This is a genomic window from Lacipirellula sp. (assembly GCF_965279485.1).
Classification (GTDB): Bacteria; Planctomycetota; Planctomycetia; order Pirellulales; family Lacipirellulaceae; genus Lacipirellula.
This window is the reverse complement of sequence record NZ_CBDIIC010000002.1, coordinates 4,446,631-4,460,576: the sequence shown is the minus strand read 5'-3', so window position 1 is coordinate 4,460,576 and position 13,946 is coordinate 4,446,631. Positions and strand designations below refer to the sequence as shown.

8 protein-coding genes and 1 pseudogene are annotated in these 13,946 nt (G+C 63.5%); 1 reads left to right on the top strand and 8 read right to left on the bottom strand.

The window, feature by feature from the left end:
- Positions 1 to 12: 12 nt before the first annotated feature.
- The 8 genes and pseudogenes from ACQY7R_RS25295 to ACQY7R_RS25260 form a co-directional block, all read right to left on the bottom strand.
- Positions 13 to 1,044, bottom strand: a pseudogene (locus tag ACQY7R_RS25295) (DUF4038 domain-containing protein); the annotation flags it as partial.
- A gap of 98 nt (positions 1,045 to 1,142) precedes the next feature.
- Complete coding sequence (locus ACQY7R_RS25290; protein ID WP_428308327.1) at positions 1,143 to 2,144, bottom strand: NAD-dependent epimerase/dehydratase family protein; 1,002 nt, start codon at positions 2,142 to 2,144, stop codon at positions 1,143 to 1,145.
- Between the two features lie 9 nt (positions 2,145 to 2,153).
- Positions 2,154 to 3,914 (bottom strand): fatty acid CoA ligase family protein, encoded by a 1,761-nt coding sequence (locus ACQY7R_RS25285; RefSeq protein ID WP_428308326.1) that lies wholly within the window; start codon positions 3,912 to 3,914, stop codon positions 2,154 to 2,156.
- Between the two features lie 52 nt (positions 3,915 to 3,966).
- Positions 3,967 to 4,839 carry an ATP-grasp domain-containing protein gene (locus tag ACQY7R_RS25280; RefSeq protein WP_428308325.1) on the bottom strand — a complete coding sequence of 291 codons (873 nt, stop codon included), beginning with the start codon at positions 4,837 to 4,839 and terminating at the stop codon, positions 3,967 to 3,969.
- Between the two features lie 27 nt (positions 4,840 to 4,866).
- Positions 4,867 to 5,808, bottom strand: a complete 942-nt coding sequence (mch, locus tag ACQY7R_RS25275) for a methenyltetrahydromethanopterin cyclohydrolase (protein WP_428308324.1) — start codon at positions 5,806 to 5,808, stop codon at positions 4,867 to 4,869.
- 175 nt (positions 5,809 to 5,983) lie between these two features.
- On the bottom strand, positions 5,984 to 7,774 hold the full coding sequence (locus ACQY7R_RS25270) for a TIGR03545 family protein (RefSeq protein WP_428308323.1): 1,791 nt from the start codon (positions 7,772 to 7,774) through the stop codon (positions 5,984 to 5,986).
- On the bottom strand, positions 7,774 to 8,286 hold the full coding sequence (locus ACQY7R_RS25265) for a TIGR03546 family protein (RefSeq protein WP_428308322.1): 513 nt from the start codon (positions 8,284 to 8,286) through the stop codon (positions 7,774 to 7,776). Before ACQY7R_RS25265 ends, ACQY7R_RS25270 begins: the two co-directional genes overlap by 1 nt.
- Positions 8,287 to 8,482: 196 nt before the next feature.
- Positions 8,483 to 11,047 carry a c-type cytochrome gene (locus tag ACQY7R_RS25260; RefSeq protein WP_428308321.1) on the bottom strand — a complete coding sequence of 855 codons (2,565 nt, stop codon included), beginning with the start codon at positions 11,045 to 11,047 and terminating at the stop codon, positions 8,483 to 8,485.
- Positions 11,048 to 11,404: 357 nt separating this feature from the next.
- Here ACQY7R_RS25260 and ACQY7R_RS25255 point away from each other — a divergent pair, with 357 nt between their 5' ends.
- Positions 11,405 to 13,864 carry a multiheme c-type cytochrome gene (locus ACQY7R_RS25255; protein ID WP_428308320.1) on the top strand — a complete coding sequence of 820 codons (2,460 nt, stop codon included), beginning with the start codon at positions 11,405 to 11,407 and terminating at the stop codon, positions 13,862 to 13,864.
- Positions 13,865 to 13,946 lie beyond the last annotated feature (82 nt).

Genomic DNA, 13,946 nt, shown 5'->3' with positions numbered 1-13,946 from the left:
CTGCCCGTGCGGCGTTTGCAGCAAGTCGAAGTCGAGCAAGTTCACGTCATCGGTCGCGTACCGGGCCGACCAGCCGAACCCGGTCGGGTGGACCGTCAGCAGCCGATGATATGGATCGGTCTCGCGAATGTAGCGTAGCACCTCGGTCCATTCGGTGACTTGCTCGCGATCGTCGAACGGAAACCCAGGCGCCAAGTACCACGGCAGATTCGCCTCGCCCGCCGCGCACCAGACGACCGGCATCGCTCCGTAGCGGGCAATGAGATACCGCCAGTGCTGCTTCGCCCGCTCGACGCCCATGAACTCGATGTGGTAGCCCCACATGCCGACCATGCAGGGGACGAAGCCGCGCTCGAGCAAGTCGTTAATCTTCTGATCGGCCTCGTCGTAGTACTCGGGACGCATCGCTGCGTAGTCGGCCTCCCATGCGAATCCGCCGCCGTTGGCGCTCCGCGGATCGAACGGGTGCGAATCGGGCGGCGGGCCCATGACGATCTGCACGACGTTGAACCCCTTGGCACGGCGATCGTCGGCGAGCGTTCTCACTTCGTCGCGCTGCAGCCGCCCGCTCAGCCCCATCCACCAGGTATCAGCGAGCCAAAAGAAGGGCGTGCCATCGGCGTGTTCGAGCGTGCGGCGATCGGCGGCGGCACGCAACGGCCCGTGGATGTAGAGCGGGTTGTCTCCGGCGTACGGAGCGATGGCGATTTCGCGCGCGACGCCTTGCAGTCCCTTGTCACTCGGCTGATTGCACTCGGTTCGCACCTGGTGCGTGCCGACAATGGGCGACGAGTACCGCCCTCGCCACTCGTTGCCGCCGGCCCAGTAGGCAGGCAGGCGTTTTGTGCCGCCGTGCGGATCGGTGACGATCAGATCGAGCGTCACGTCATTGAACGGATCGGCGTACTTCTGCTCAGCGGTGAACGTGACTTCGACGACGCCATTGGCATAGCCGGCCGCCACAATCTCCGCCGATGCGGAGGCACAATGAATCAAACAGAAGAGTAGAGCGAAACCGGTTCGCAACACGTGCGCGATCGTCATGCCGAATGCCTAACAAGAGGAGCGGGCGTTTCTGCAACGCCATCGAATGCGAGGCTTCGATTTTACCTCTGCGTCTTTGGCGCCTCGGCGTGAGACTTTTACGAACGGAGCCAATTCCCCAGCCGCCGCATTCCCTTGCTCGTGGAAATCGCCGGGGCGTAGCCAAAATCTCGCCGCGCCGCCGACAGAGCAAACCAGTGCGACGTCGCGAGCTGGGCCGCCAGAAACCGCGTCATCGGCGGCTCGCCGCTGAGCGAGAGCAACCGATAAACATTCTCCAGCACCAGCCCCGCACGTTCTGCATTTTGCCGTGAGATCGTCTTCCGCACCGGCGGCACATCGACGAGCGCCAAAATTTCGTCGATCCAGTCCCAGCAGTTCACCGGCTCGTTCTGGCTGAGAAAGTACGCCTTTCCCGCCACGGGCGACGAGGCGTCAAGCAGGGCGTCGGCCGCCTGCAGATGGGCGACGGCGGCGTTCTCGACGTAGATCGTGTCGACCCGATTTTTGCCGTCGCCGACGCGCCGCAATCGGCCGGCGCGGGCCCTCGCGATCAACCGCGGGATGAGGTGGTTATCGCGCGGCCCCCAAATAAGATGCGGCCGCAGAGCGCACGTTCGCAACCGGCCGTCGTTGGCGGCCAGGACCGCTTGCTCGGCAATCGCCTTGCTACGCGAGTAGTGGGCGCGATGAGCGATCATCCACTCAAAATCGTACGGCGCCTGTTCGTCGACGCCGCACTGGTCGACGCCGGCGAACGTGACGCTCGGGCTGCTGGTGTAGACGAGCCGCGCAACGCCCTGCTCGCGGCAAGCGGCGAGGACGTGCTCCGTCCCGCGAATGTTGGCCCGCTCGTAGGGCGCCCACTTCATCGCGATCCCCGGCAATGCCGCGACATGGTAAACGACGTCAACGCCCTGGCACGCGTGCAGCACCGCAGCGCGCTCGGCGATGTCGCCGCGGACAACTTCGACGCCGAGGGCTTTGAGGTGCGGGTAGCTGCCGCGGCCAAAGCTTCGCACTCGCTCGCCGCGCGCGACGAGTTGCTCGACGATGTATCGCCCGAGAAATCCGCCGCCGCCGGTGACTAGGACATGCATGAAAGTCGTTTAGCTCGGAATTCTGTAGGCAGCCGCGGTGGCTAGCTGCTCTCGATTGATCTTTGCATTGTGCCGAACATCAACCTGGAACGGGCGGTATGGGAAGAAGTGGCAAATTCGTTGCGTATGAGAGAATCGAGAGGCAATGTCTGCCAATTGCTTCTCGACTGATTCTTGATCAACGTCCTGTGTGAACGGTTCATACATGATCACCGGCGTTTGCTCACCGCGCGGCCCGACGCCGACGAGCGCTGTGCGTTTTACCTCCGACAGTTCGTTGAACACTGCCTCGCAGCATTCGGTGTAGAGCGTGCCGTGATCGGTCTCGACGCGATTTGACTTCCGCCCGCAGTACCAGAAGCGTCCCTGGTCATCGAGATAACCAACGTCGCCGATGCGATGCCAAACGGTTTCGCCGTCCAAGATTTTGGAAGCAGCGTTGTACTCCCTAGCCCCGGGCTCCGCCCGGGGGTGATGCTCCGCAACGTTTGACGCAACGTCGCTCGCTGACGCCGCGCGCCCCCCTGGCGAAGCCAGGGGCTGGAGGGCAATCACATACGCCGGCGAAACCTGCGGGCCGCGGACGATTAGTTCGCCGATTTCGCCGGCGGGAAGTTCTTCGGCCTCGTCAATCGTGGCAACCGGCTCGTCGCTGATCCGAATCACCCGCCACTCGATCGTGTCGAACTTCCGCCCCACGCACACGCCGGCGCCGTTTCGAGTCCGCTCCCCCGTTTCGCCCAACACCTCAGCCGCCTCGATCGTCGCCACCGGCAGACTCTCCGTCGCCCCGTACGGCGTATGCATGCGGGCCTCGGGATGCACCATCGCAAGCGTCCGCTCGAGCACCGCCGCCGGCACCGGAGCGCCGCACGAGAAAATATTCCGCAGCGTCGGAATCCGCTCGTGCGTCGCATCGCAGTGGCGGCTCAATCTCTCCCACACAGCGGGCGAGGCGAAGGCCTGCGACACCTGCCAATCGTTCGCAGCAGCGAGCAATTGTTTCGGATCGGCCGACGCCGGCCGCGAGAAATCCATCCGCGGGAAGACCGTCGTTACGCCCATCGCCGAATTGAAGAGCCCAAACAGCGCGAAGCAGGCCAGATCAGCGCCGCCGGGGACGATGCCGTACTGCCGTTCGATCTCGCTTGCCTGCGTGTCGAACATTTCGTGCGTGTAAAGCACGCCCTTCGGCGGCCCGGTGCTGCCGGAAGTAAAAATGATCGCCGCGGCGTCGGCGGCGTGCGTCTCCGGCAGCGACGCTGGCGAGCAACGGCCGCGTTCCAGCACTTGCCGATACGTGGCGCCTCCCCAAAACCAACGCCTGCCGACCGTGACGTTGAGCTTCGCCTGCGGGAACCGTCGCCGCAGCACGGTACGCACGGCTTGCGCCGGGCTGATCGCAACGAACCCATCCGGCTCTGCGGCAGCGAGACAATTCACCAAATGCTTCCGCCCCATGCCGGGGTCGACCAGCACGGTGATCGCGCCGGTGCGGAGCAGGGCGAACACGAGTTTCACGAACTCGATCCCCGGCTTCACCAACAGCACGAACCGCTGGCCCGGCCGGACGCCGAGATCGACCAAGCCGCGTGCGAGAGCGAGCGAGTCGGCCTCCAACTCGCCAAACGTGCAAGTCGCGTAGGAGTTCTTCCCCGCAACATCGCCGCTCCCCGGCGCGGCAATCGCCACGGCATCCGCCATCCGCGCAGCGATCGTCGTCAGGCGATCGGCGACGTTCGTGCGATTAGCGGGCGGGGCAACGTTCATCGCCCTATTCTGACTGACAGGCCACGATCAGGTAAGGCACTCGCTGATGAGCTCAAGGCTTGCCGCCGCCGACTAGCCGGAGCACGCGTTCCGCCACATCGACGCCGGTGACCTCGCCGAGTGCCTTCCACCCCGGCACCGCATTCACCTCGATCGCGTACAGCCGCCCATCGCGGGCCGGCAACAGGTCGACGCCAGCGACGGTCGCTCCCACCGCCTCGGCGGCTCGGCGGGCGAGTTGGGATAGTTCCACCGTCACCTCCAGCGGGGCAGGACGGGCACCGAGGCTAATGTTCGTCCGCCAGTCGTCGGGATTCACCCGCTTCATCCCCAGTACCTCGTCGCCGACGACAAGCAGTCGCCAGTCGACCCCGTCGTGCGGGATGAACTTTTGGATGTAGAGGACGGCGCCAATCTGCTCCAGCGACATGAACACGCGGCGAGCAATCGCAGCGTCGCTCACTCGCGTGATCCCGCGGCCCTCGCCGCCGAAGAGGGGTTTTACGACCACGTCGCCGCCAAGTGTTTCGCACGCCGCCAGTCCATCAGCGGCCGTTTGGCAGACGATCGTCGGCGGCACGAGCATCCCCGCAGCTTGCAGCTTCGCGGTCGCCAGATACTTATCGACCGCCGCCTCGATGGCCCGCGCCGAGTTCACGACACGGACGCCGCTCGCCTCGAGCCGCCCCAGCGCATCCATCCGAAAGACGACTTGCTCCAAACTCCCCGGCGGCATCGAACGAACGAGCACGCCATCGAGCTCAGAGAGTCGCGCGTCGCCGGCGCTAACGCCGAGCGTCGCCCCCTGCACGTGCGACGCGAGCGATTTGTAGGAAATCGCCGTCAGCTCGCACCGCGCGCCGGCCGCGCGCTGTAGATCGCGGAAGTACCAACTATCGCGAGCGGCGAGCACAGCAATGTTCATAACGACGGCTCGCGCAGGAACCCAACACTAGGCAATACCAAACGACTTCGCCACCACCGCGTCGTCAAACTTGCCGAACCGAAAACTGTTGCCCGTGTCGAGATTCACGAGCGTCACCACCGCCGGGCTGAACAGATGCGGATCGATCTGGTAGAAGTCGTGATTGTAGCTGGCAAAAATCTCGGCAAACGGCCGACCGTAGTCTTTCGAAGCCGAACTAGGCGTCCGGGCGCCGATCTCGCGGAGCGATTCGTCATCGCCGCGCACATACAACACCGCGTGGCCGCCGTAGAGGATCGCGTCGTTGGTGCGGCCGATAGCCGCCATGTCGTCCTTCGCCGGCGGCGGCAGCGGGGCCGAGCCCCAGCCGCTGACGACGCGGTGGAGATCGAACTTGAGTTCGTGCAACTTGTGGAGCGCCGTCTCGACGCTGCGGGCCACCACTTGCAGCGTGCCCGCCATGCTTCGTGTCGGCGCGACCAGCAGCGTGAGGGCCGACGGCTCGACGCGGCACTTCGCCGCCACGTCGCGGCAGACCTCGTCGTTCGGTAGTTTGCCACTCTCCAATACGCCGATGCAGTGCGACGCCGACTCGCGGTACTTGAGATCCTCGAACAACGGCTCGCGAGCCGCCGCGGCTCGCATCGGGCCGGAGCCCATCGCAAAAAACTTCTCGCCCTTCACTTCCCAGCCGGCATACTGCGACGCCATGCAAGCGAGCAGCGGATGATCGGTCTGCACCTGCACGACCGGTCCCAGGCCGTTCACGCTAGGCGTCAGGCAAACAGTCGCCAGGTCGGCCAGACAAAGGCGAGCCAACAGCAGCCCCGCGTCGAAGCCGCCGACAGTCTTGACGCCGCAATCGACGACCATGGCGCCCGAATCTTGCAGATGAAGTTCGACGCGCAACAACTCGGCGTCGTCAGCCAAGGTTCGGCAAAGTGCGGCGGCGCGGTGGTTGAGATTCACGGGAGCAGTTCAAGCGAGAGGGACAGGATCTGATCTGAATCGTCCCATCATAAGAGAAAGCGGGAGAGAATACAGACCGCGAATCACGCGAATTGACGCCAATCAAGGCAACGTTGGCCCATCGATCATTCGCGCAAATTCGGGTGATTCGCGGTTAAATATACCCGGTCTGCAGCTACCGCTTCAGCTTATTGAGATCGATCGCCTTGCCGAGTTTTGCCACGTCGACCTGCAGCGGCACTTCGCCGCCCCCCATCACCGAGGCGAGCTGCGTCACCATCTGCTGGTTCTCGCCGAGGGCCGCCATCAGTTCTTGCTGGGCCTTATCGCGTTCGGCCTGCAACTTGGCGAGTTGCTCGTCGACCTCGCCCTGCACCTTCGCCATGATCCGGTCCTTGCGATCGGTGAGATACTTTTTCACCGCCCCGCTCACGCCTGCGGCCAGTTGCGGCCCCACGTTCGATTCGATGCGAATCGACGGTCGTTTGAGCGTTCCCGCCAGTTCGATTTTCGCTTCGAGCCGGTCGACGCCGCTCAGCGACTCCTGAATCACCGCGGCAATCCGGTCGTCGCGCAGCGCAGGAGTCTGAGCAGCCAGCGTCGACGACTGCTTCAGTTCGATCGTGCCGACCAGTTCGTCGCCATCGAGGCGGATGTCAGCCTTGAGACTCGCGGCGCCAGGCGCCACGGTAACGGCGAGTTTGTCCGCCCGCCCCAGCGTCCGGTGCGCCAGATTGAGCTGCGGCACATCAATCTTGATCGAATCGTGCGCCATCTCGCCGCGGCGGTCGAGTTCCACGAGCAGCACGCCGTCGACGGCGCCGCTGCTGTGAATCGCCAACTGCAGCGGCCGCTCATGGAGTTCCGGCTCCGAGGCGACGTCGCTCAGTAGGCCCGTGAACGCCAGCGGCTGGCCGTCGAGCCGCGCTTCGCCAGCGAGTTCGATCCGTTCGAGCAACATCTTCGGCTGCCGTCGCCCTGCGAACACGACGTTGGTCCCGCGCGAGCGCGTCGGCGCGGCCACGCGGTTCTTCGGCACGAACTTGCGAACCTGTTCGATCCACCACGTCGTTTGTTCGAGATAACCGCTCGCGGTTTCGCCGAGCAGGTAGCGGTTCAGTCCGTCGGGGTCGATGCCCGAGAGCTTCAAGTGCTCTTTGAGGAACGCCTGGTCTTGCTTGCGGGCGGCGTCGAGCGCCAAACGATCGGCCTTCGCCTGCTCGGGCAAGGCTTTGATCTCGGCAAGCGTCGCCTGCAGCTCAGCTTGAGTCTGCGTCAACTGCTTCCGCAGTTCTTCAACTTGCTGCATGCCGCGGAGCGGGTTCTTCTTTGCGTCACGGAAGGCGGTCTCAATTTGCTTCGCCTTGGCTCGCAAGTCGTCGGCCCGCTTCCGCAGCGCCTGGTACTGCTCGGGCCAGCGGCGTTTGAGCTCTTCCGCCACCTGCGGCGTCGCCAGCGAGCCGAGCAGGTCTTGCTCCATGCGGCCGGTGAGATCGTCGAACCAACCGGCCGCCGTTTCCTGGGCCGCGGTGAACATCGGATCGAGTGCAGACGGCTCCGCGGGCGTCTCGGGCAGAATTTCGAGCGCCCCGGAAGTGGTCCGTTCGCCGTCGAACTTGATCCCGTCGATCCGGCCGTTGTGGACGACCACCCGCTTCCGCAGCAGTTGGGCGCCATCGATCTCCAAGCGAACCTGCGAAGATTCGAGCAGGTTCCGCATCGGCTTGCTGGGATTCGCCACGGCAACGCCATCGACCGTGAGCGTGCCGCCGCGCAGCGAGGTCGTCAAATTGGCGACTTCGACCTTGGCGCCGATAGCGGCCTCGCCCGAAACGACGATCCCCCAGCGGAGCGCTGGATCGAGCCCGTAACGAACTGCTAGCACGACGGCGATCACGATCGCCAGTCGCGGCGCGATGTACTTCCAACGAAAAATGGGCGGCAGCTTCGGGCGTTTTATTCTCATTATTCGAGCCCCCACTGCGCGCCGATCTCGGCGCCCATCAGCCAGCGGACGAGGCGATAGCGCATGAGGTAATGCTGCAACCGCGGCCGGAGGTATGTCGCCGCCAATCGCGAGCCGCGATAGACCGGATAAAAGAGGTAGAGGCCGATCAGCAGTTGGCCGAGGACGACGGTGTTGTTCAGCCCTGAAAACGGCCCCAGCGGTTTGTCATAGACAGCGGCAAACATCGCCTGCAGCGTCGGCGACGTGAGCAAGTACGAGCCCAGGCGATGGGCCGTGTCGTCGAACCAAGCTCCCAGATACGAGAACATGGCGATGGCGAGGAACCCGGCCGCGCGGTTCACGCGAAACGAGAACAAGAGCATCGCGATGACGATGGCGGTCAGATTCCCCTTCGGAAGAAGGCCGACCATCATCCCCAACGAAAAACCCCACGCCGTTTGACGCGGCGTGTCGTTGCCGATCAAGGCTTGCGCTAGCATGCGGACAGGCCGCAGGAAGAGCGTGAACATTAAGTGAGCTCGCACGCCCAGCAAACCGATCCCGCCGCCGGCGACAGGGTCAAAGCTTGCAGCGCGTTCGAGAAGGCGTACGAAGAGCGCAACGTTTGCCGGCGTATCCGTAGATATCGGCTGCCGGTGCGCGCGGACTGTAATGTCGCGGGGCTAGCGTGCTAGCACGTGGGCCTATCGCCCATCAGTAACGCGTCTACTTCCCAGCCTTAAACAACTCATGCTCCGGCTTCCCGCCCGATCGCAAGAACGCCGTCAGGTCGAGGATTTCCTCGGCCGTCAACGTGTTGAGCAAGCCCGTCGGCATCATCGAAACGTCCGACGGGTACTGGTCGTCCAGCTCGTCGCGTTTGATCGTCTCGGTCTTCTTCGGGTCGAGCATGTTCGTGCTGACCATCATGGCGTCGTTGTTGATGTTGGAAATGCGGCCGACGATCATCCGGCCGTTCGTTTCGAACACCATCTGCTGATACTGGTCGGAGATCGTGTGGCTCGGATCAACGATCGACCGCATGATGTCGGCGGCGCCGAAGCGGCCTCCGAGACCGGTGAGATCTGGACCGATCGACGAACCGGCGCCCGCGACGCGGTGGCAGTTGTAGCAGCCGGCGGCCGAGAACATCTTGCGGCCATTCTCGAAGTTGCGCGGCGACTTGTCGTTCGCCACGAGGTCGTTCACCTCCTCCAGCGTCCACTCTTTCACCAGCGGACGGTTCGCCGTATCGATCGCAACCGTCTGCTGCATGAGCGGTTTCGAGATTCGCTCGGCAATCGGCGGACGGTCGGTCGCCGGGATGTTGGCAATGTAGCGATCGCGAGCGGAAACTAAGTAGCCGAAGAACGAATGCCCGCCGCCAACGTGCGCGGCGCGTTCGAACCAATCGAGCAGTCGAATCCGGTCTGCCGTCGTCCAACCTTCTTGAGCTGCGGAAAGGCTCACCGCGAAGTCGATCGCGTCTTCCGTCGTCGCGGCGTTTTCCATCAGCGTGAGCATCCGCGGTACGACATTCGGCGCGCGGAGCCGAAGCAGCAAGTTCCCCAGGTCGCGATTCACGAAGTGGTTGTCGGCGGGGAAGTAGGGATTGAGCGCAGCGATCAGCTTCTCACGCGACGCCGGTTGGAAGGGATCGAGCCGCATCACGCCGAGCGAGGCGACGCGGAGGTAATCGAGCTTCTGCTGCGTTGAAAGCTCCGGGAACTTGATCGCCGTGAGCGCCGCGAGCCACGCCTGCTGCTGGCTGGCGTCGGCAGCGCGGGCGAACGCGGCGAGCGCGTTCAACTGTGCGTCGACATTCGTTTCAGCCAGCGCTTTCGCGCGCCACAGGGCGAAAGGCTGATGCTCAAGCGCCGTGCGGGCGACGTTCTTGATAAAGCGATCGGAGCTGCCGAGATGGGGCCAGATGTCGTTAATTGCGGCCGGACCGGCAGGGCGATTGAGCTTCTCGAGAGCCACGCGAATCGCATGGGCTTCCGGGGCCGGCGGGGCAGGGGCACCGCTGCCGAAGACCCGCTGCGGATCACTGTCGGCGACAATTTCCAGCTTCGGCGCGTCGGCTGGCACGTCTTTGCCGTTGTACACAATCCGGTAGAGAGCTGACTCGCTCTTGCGTCCGCCGACTGCGAAGTACAACGCGCCATCCTTCGGCAGGACGACCATGTCGGTCACGCCCAGCGGCATCGCATTGGCAAACCGCTCGATCTCGCCAGTGTACGACGAACCAGACGGCGTTAGGTTGACCACATAGATGTTGCCGTAGCTCCAGTCGGCGGCGAAGAGCGCCTTCTGGTATTTCTCGGGGAACTTCGCGCCCTTGCCGAAGACGACGCCAGTCGGCGAGCCCGGCCCGGCGTCGGCGACGGCGGGAACGGTATCGATGTAGTAAGTCGGCCAGACGCTGTTGCCGGTCCGCCAGCCAAAATCGCTGCCGCTGGCGACGTGGCAAATCCGCGTGGGGCGATACCACGGGGCGCCAACGTCCCACTCCATGTCGGAATCGAACGTGAACAAGTCGCCCGCGTCGTTGAACGCCAAGTCGTACGCGTTGCGGTAACCAATCGAGAACATCTCCAGGTTCTCGCCGTTGAGGTCCATCTTCGCGAACCAACCGCCCGGCGCGCGAATCGCCGCGGCATGGCCGTTGGGGTCGGTGATGAGCGGCAGCAGTTGGTCTTCACGCCACCGCGCGGGAACTGCCGAGCTGCTGAAGAGCGGCGCGCCGGTATGGTTACCGCAGACGATGTAGAGACTCTTCCCGTCCGGCCCTAGCACGATGCCGTGGGGACCATGTTCGCCGGCGCCCTCGAACACGCGCAACTGCTCGATGCGGTCGAACTGGTCGTCTTTGTTCGTATCCGACAGCCGGTAGAGCCCCGAGCTGAAGCCGCCAATGTCGCCGTTCATGACGACGTACAACTTCCCTTCGTGGAACAGCAGGCCCTGAGCCATGCCGATCTGCGTCTTGAGCTTCTCGACCTTGGTCTGCGAGGAATCGCCGCCAATCGGCGACGGGGTAATCCGATAAAGCGAACCGTGTTGGTCGGAGGCGATCAGCCGACCCTTGTCGTCGGGAGTGAGCGCGACCCACGAACCTTCGGTCTCGGCGGGAACCTCGTGCACGAGCTCTGCCTTGAATCCGGGCGGCAACTTGATTTTGCCGATCGCGTCTGCCTGAGCGACGCTCGCGCCGGCGAACCAGCCGGCGACAATCGCGATCGCAATGCTCGAGAAGAGGGTAAGGGGCGAGCGGCGGAAGAGTTCCATGCGTATTGCTCTGCGCGGGAAGTGACGGAAGACGGCCGATGGGACGCGCCCTGGCAGCGGTCGCCAACTGCGATCATATCTGACGGCCTCCAGCCGCGGAAGGAATCGCGGGCCCTCGCCACCCCTCGTGTTGCGACACCGAGGGAGCGACTGTCCGTTCCCCGTAAGTCATACAATTCGCCGCAATATGGCGATTTTTCCTGTTAAGCCAATTACAGAGCCGCAACTTTTCAGTTGTGAGAATGGCTCACAGCCAAGACCCCGATAGAATGACGGGAAGTGGGAGAGGCGCCGCACGAGCCATGACCCATTCTTAAGTGAATTGTCGTCGGCCCCGTTACGCCCCGCTGCTCGTCTATGCCCATTTCCCGAAGTACGTATCGCTGGCCCGCCGTCGGCCTTGGCTTGGCGCTCGCGGTATTCGCAGCCCTGGCAGCCGCCGATTGGTACCGCACGGTCCCTCCCGATGCGCTGGCGCACGCGACGTACGTCGGCCGCGAGCAGTGCATCGCCTGCCATCAAGAGCAGTACGATCTTTGGAAGGGCTCCGACCACGATCGGGCGATGGAGCTCGCCACCGACGAAACGGTGCTCGGCGACTTCAACGACGCCAAGTTTTCTCGTTTCGACGAAACGACGCACTTCTTCCGCGACGGCAAGAAGTTCATGGTCAACGCCGAGGGCCCCGACGGCAAATATCACGATTACGAAATCAAGTACACCTTCGGCGTCCGTCCGCTGCAGCAGTACATGGTCGAATTCCCAGACGGCCGCGTCCAAGTGTTGCGAGTCTCGTGGGACGTCGACAAGAAGAAGTGGTTCTACGTCGCCCCGACCGACGCAACGCAAGAGCGGATCGAAGCAGGCGATCCCCTCCACTGGACCGGCCTCGCGCAAAACTGGAACACGATGTGCGCCGAGTGCCACTCGACCGACTACCACAAGAACTACGACCTCGCGACGAACACCTACCACTCCGACTTCTTCGAGATCGACGTTAGCTGCGAGGCCTGCCACGGCCCGGGCAGCCTGCACGTCGAGCTCGCCAATCGCCGCGGCCTGTTTTGGGACCGGAACGTTCACTACGGCCTGACGAACGAAATGAAGGGCGCCCTCAACACGCGCCAAGTCGAAACCTGCGCTCCCTGCCATTCGCGGCGGTCGATCATTCACCCCGATTATCGGCCGGGCGATTCCTATCTCGACTACTTCCAGCCGCTAATGCTCGATGCGGGGCTCTACCACGACGACGGGCAGATCCTGGACGAAGTCTACGAGTATGGCTCGTTCACGCAGAGCAAGATGTATCACAAGGGGGTCCGCTGCAGCGATTGCCACGACCCCCACTCGCTCAAGCTCAAGTACGAGGGCAACCGCCTTTGCGCGCAGTGCCACGAGCCGGGCAAGTACGACGGCGCCGGGCACAACCATCATCCCAACGCCGCCCCGGGTTCGCCGGAGACGCAGTGCGTCACCTGCCATATGCCCCACTCGACCTACATGGAGATCGACAACCGTCGCGACCATAGCATCCGTGTGCCGCGTCCCGATCTGACGGTGAAGTACGGGACGCCGAACGTCTGCAATCGCTGTCATACGAAGCCGCACGAAAGTGCTCAGTGGGCGGCCGATCAGGTCGTTCAATGGTACGGGCCGAAGCGTCCCGACGACCCGCACTACGCCGAGGCGTTCGCCCTGGCGCGTCGCGGGGCGCCGGAAGGCTTTGCACTGCTGAAGGAAGCCATCGAAAAGCCGGAGAACTCCGAAATCATCCAGGCCACGGCAATCGAATTGCTGCAGAATTACCCCACGCCCGAAAGCGCGAAGATCCGCCGGGACGCGCTCAGCGATCCCAATGCGATGGTTCGCGCCGCTGCGGTGCGCTCGCTTGCCGTCGATGCGGAGAATCAACAAGACTTGGTGGCGAAACTGCTGAAAGACCTCGGGCCTAAGCTCGACGATCGCAGCCGAGCAGTCCGCACGGCTGCGGCCGATCGCATTGTCACCGACGTCGATTCGCTTGAGGATAGTCAGTTCCGGAGCGCGCTCGAAAATGCGATTAAGGAATACCGCGCAGGCCATCAGATTCATCTCGATCGGGCGCCGTCGAATATGAGCCTCGGCATGATGGCCATGAGCCTCGGCGACCCCGAAGCGGCCGTGAAGTCAATGCGCGACGCCATCCGAGTGGAGCCTTACCTGAGCCGCATGCGGGCCCAGTTGGCGCAGTACCTCGAAACCCTCGCCGCTGATCCCACTCAGGCCGCCGTTGCGGCAAAGGTCGGAGCCACCCCAGAAGAGATCAACAAACTTCGCGAAGAAGAAATTGAGTTGCTGAAGCGTGACGAAAAGCTTCTGCCGCAGGCGGCTACGGTCCGCCATATGCGAGGTTTCTTGCTGGTGAAGCTGGGAAGACTCGACGAGGCCCGAGAGGCGTTCATTAAGGCCTGCGAGCTAGCGCCGAACCAATACTCGTATTGGGAGTGGCTCGCGTCGATCTGCGTCGATCAGAAACGCTGGGAGCAAGCAGCGCTGGCGATCCAGCGAATGTCGCAGTTGGAGCCCGAGGCCGAAAGCTGGAAGCGTTTGCTCTACCAGGTGAAGCAAGGCGTTGAAGCCGAAGGGGGCACGCTGAGCTTGCAACGTCCGCCGACCGAAGAGGCTGCGGCGCCGCCGGATAGTGAAACGCCAACCGCCAACGCCGCCGAGAAGCCGGAAGAAAAGTCGGAACAGAAACCCGCGGAATCGCCGCCTACAGAACCGGCGGTGACAACGCCAGTGCAACCCGCGGAAGCCGCAGGCGCAGGGACGCCGTAACGCCGTCGACGACGAGCAAGCCGTAAGAGTTGATCCACAGCGGTTGAAATGCTCGACTAAGGGGCCATTCCCCTGAAGTCGA

Excerpts from the sequence above, each read along its gene's own strand:
- ACQY7R_RS25290 (WP_428308327.1), bottom strand. The coding sequence starts at position 2,144 with ATGCATGTCCTAGTCACCGGCGGCGGCGGATTTCTCGGGCGATACATC.
- ACQY7R_RS25285 (WP_428308326.1), bottom strand. The coding sequence starts at position 3,914 with ATGAACGTTGCCCCGCCCGCTAATCGCACGAACGTCGCCGATCGCCTG.
- ACQY7R_RS25280 (WP_428308325.1), bottom strand. The coding sequence starts at position 4,839 with ATGAACATTGCTGTGCTCGCCGCTCGCGATAGTTGGTACTTCCGCGAT.
- ACQY7R_RS25270 (WP_428308323.1), bottom strand. The coding sequence starts at position 7,774 with ATGAGAATAAAACGCCCGAAGCTGCCGCCCATTTTTCGTTGGAAGTAC.
- ACQY7R_RS25265 (WP_428308322.1), bottom strand. The coding sequence starts at position 8,286 with ATGTTCACGCTCTTCCTGCGGCCTGTCCGCATGCTAGCGCAAGCCTTG.
- ACQY7R_RS25260 (WP_428308321.1), bottom strand. The coding sequence starts at position 11,047 with ATGGAACTCTTCCGCCGCTCGCCCCTTACCCTCTTCTCGAGCATTGCG.
- ACQY7R_RS25255 (WP_428308320.1), top strand. The coding sequence starts at position 11,405 with ATGCCCATTTCCCGAAGTACGTATCGCTGGCCCGCCGTCGGCCTTGGC.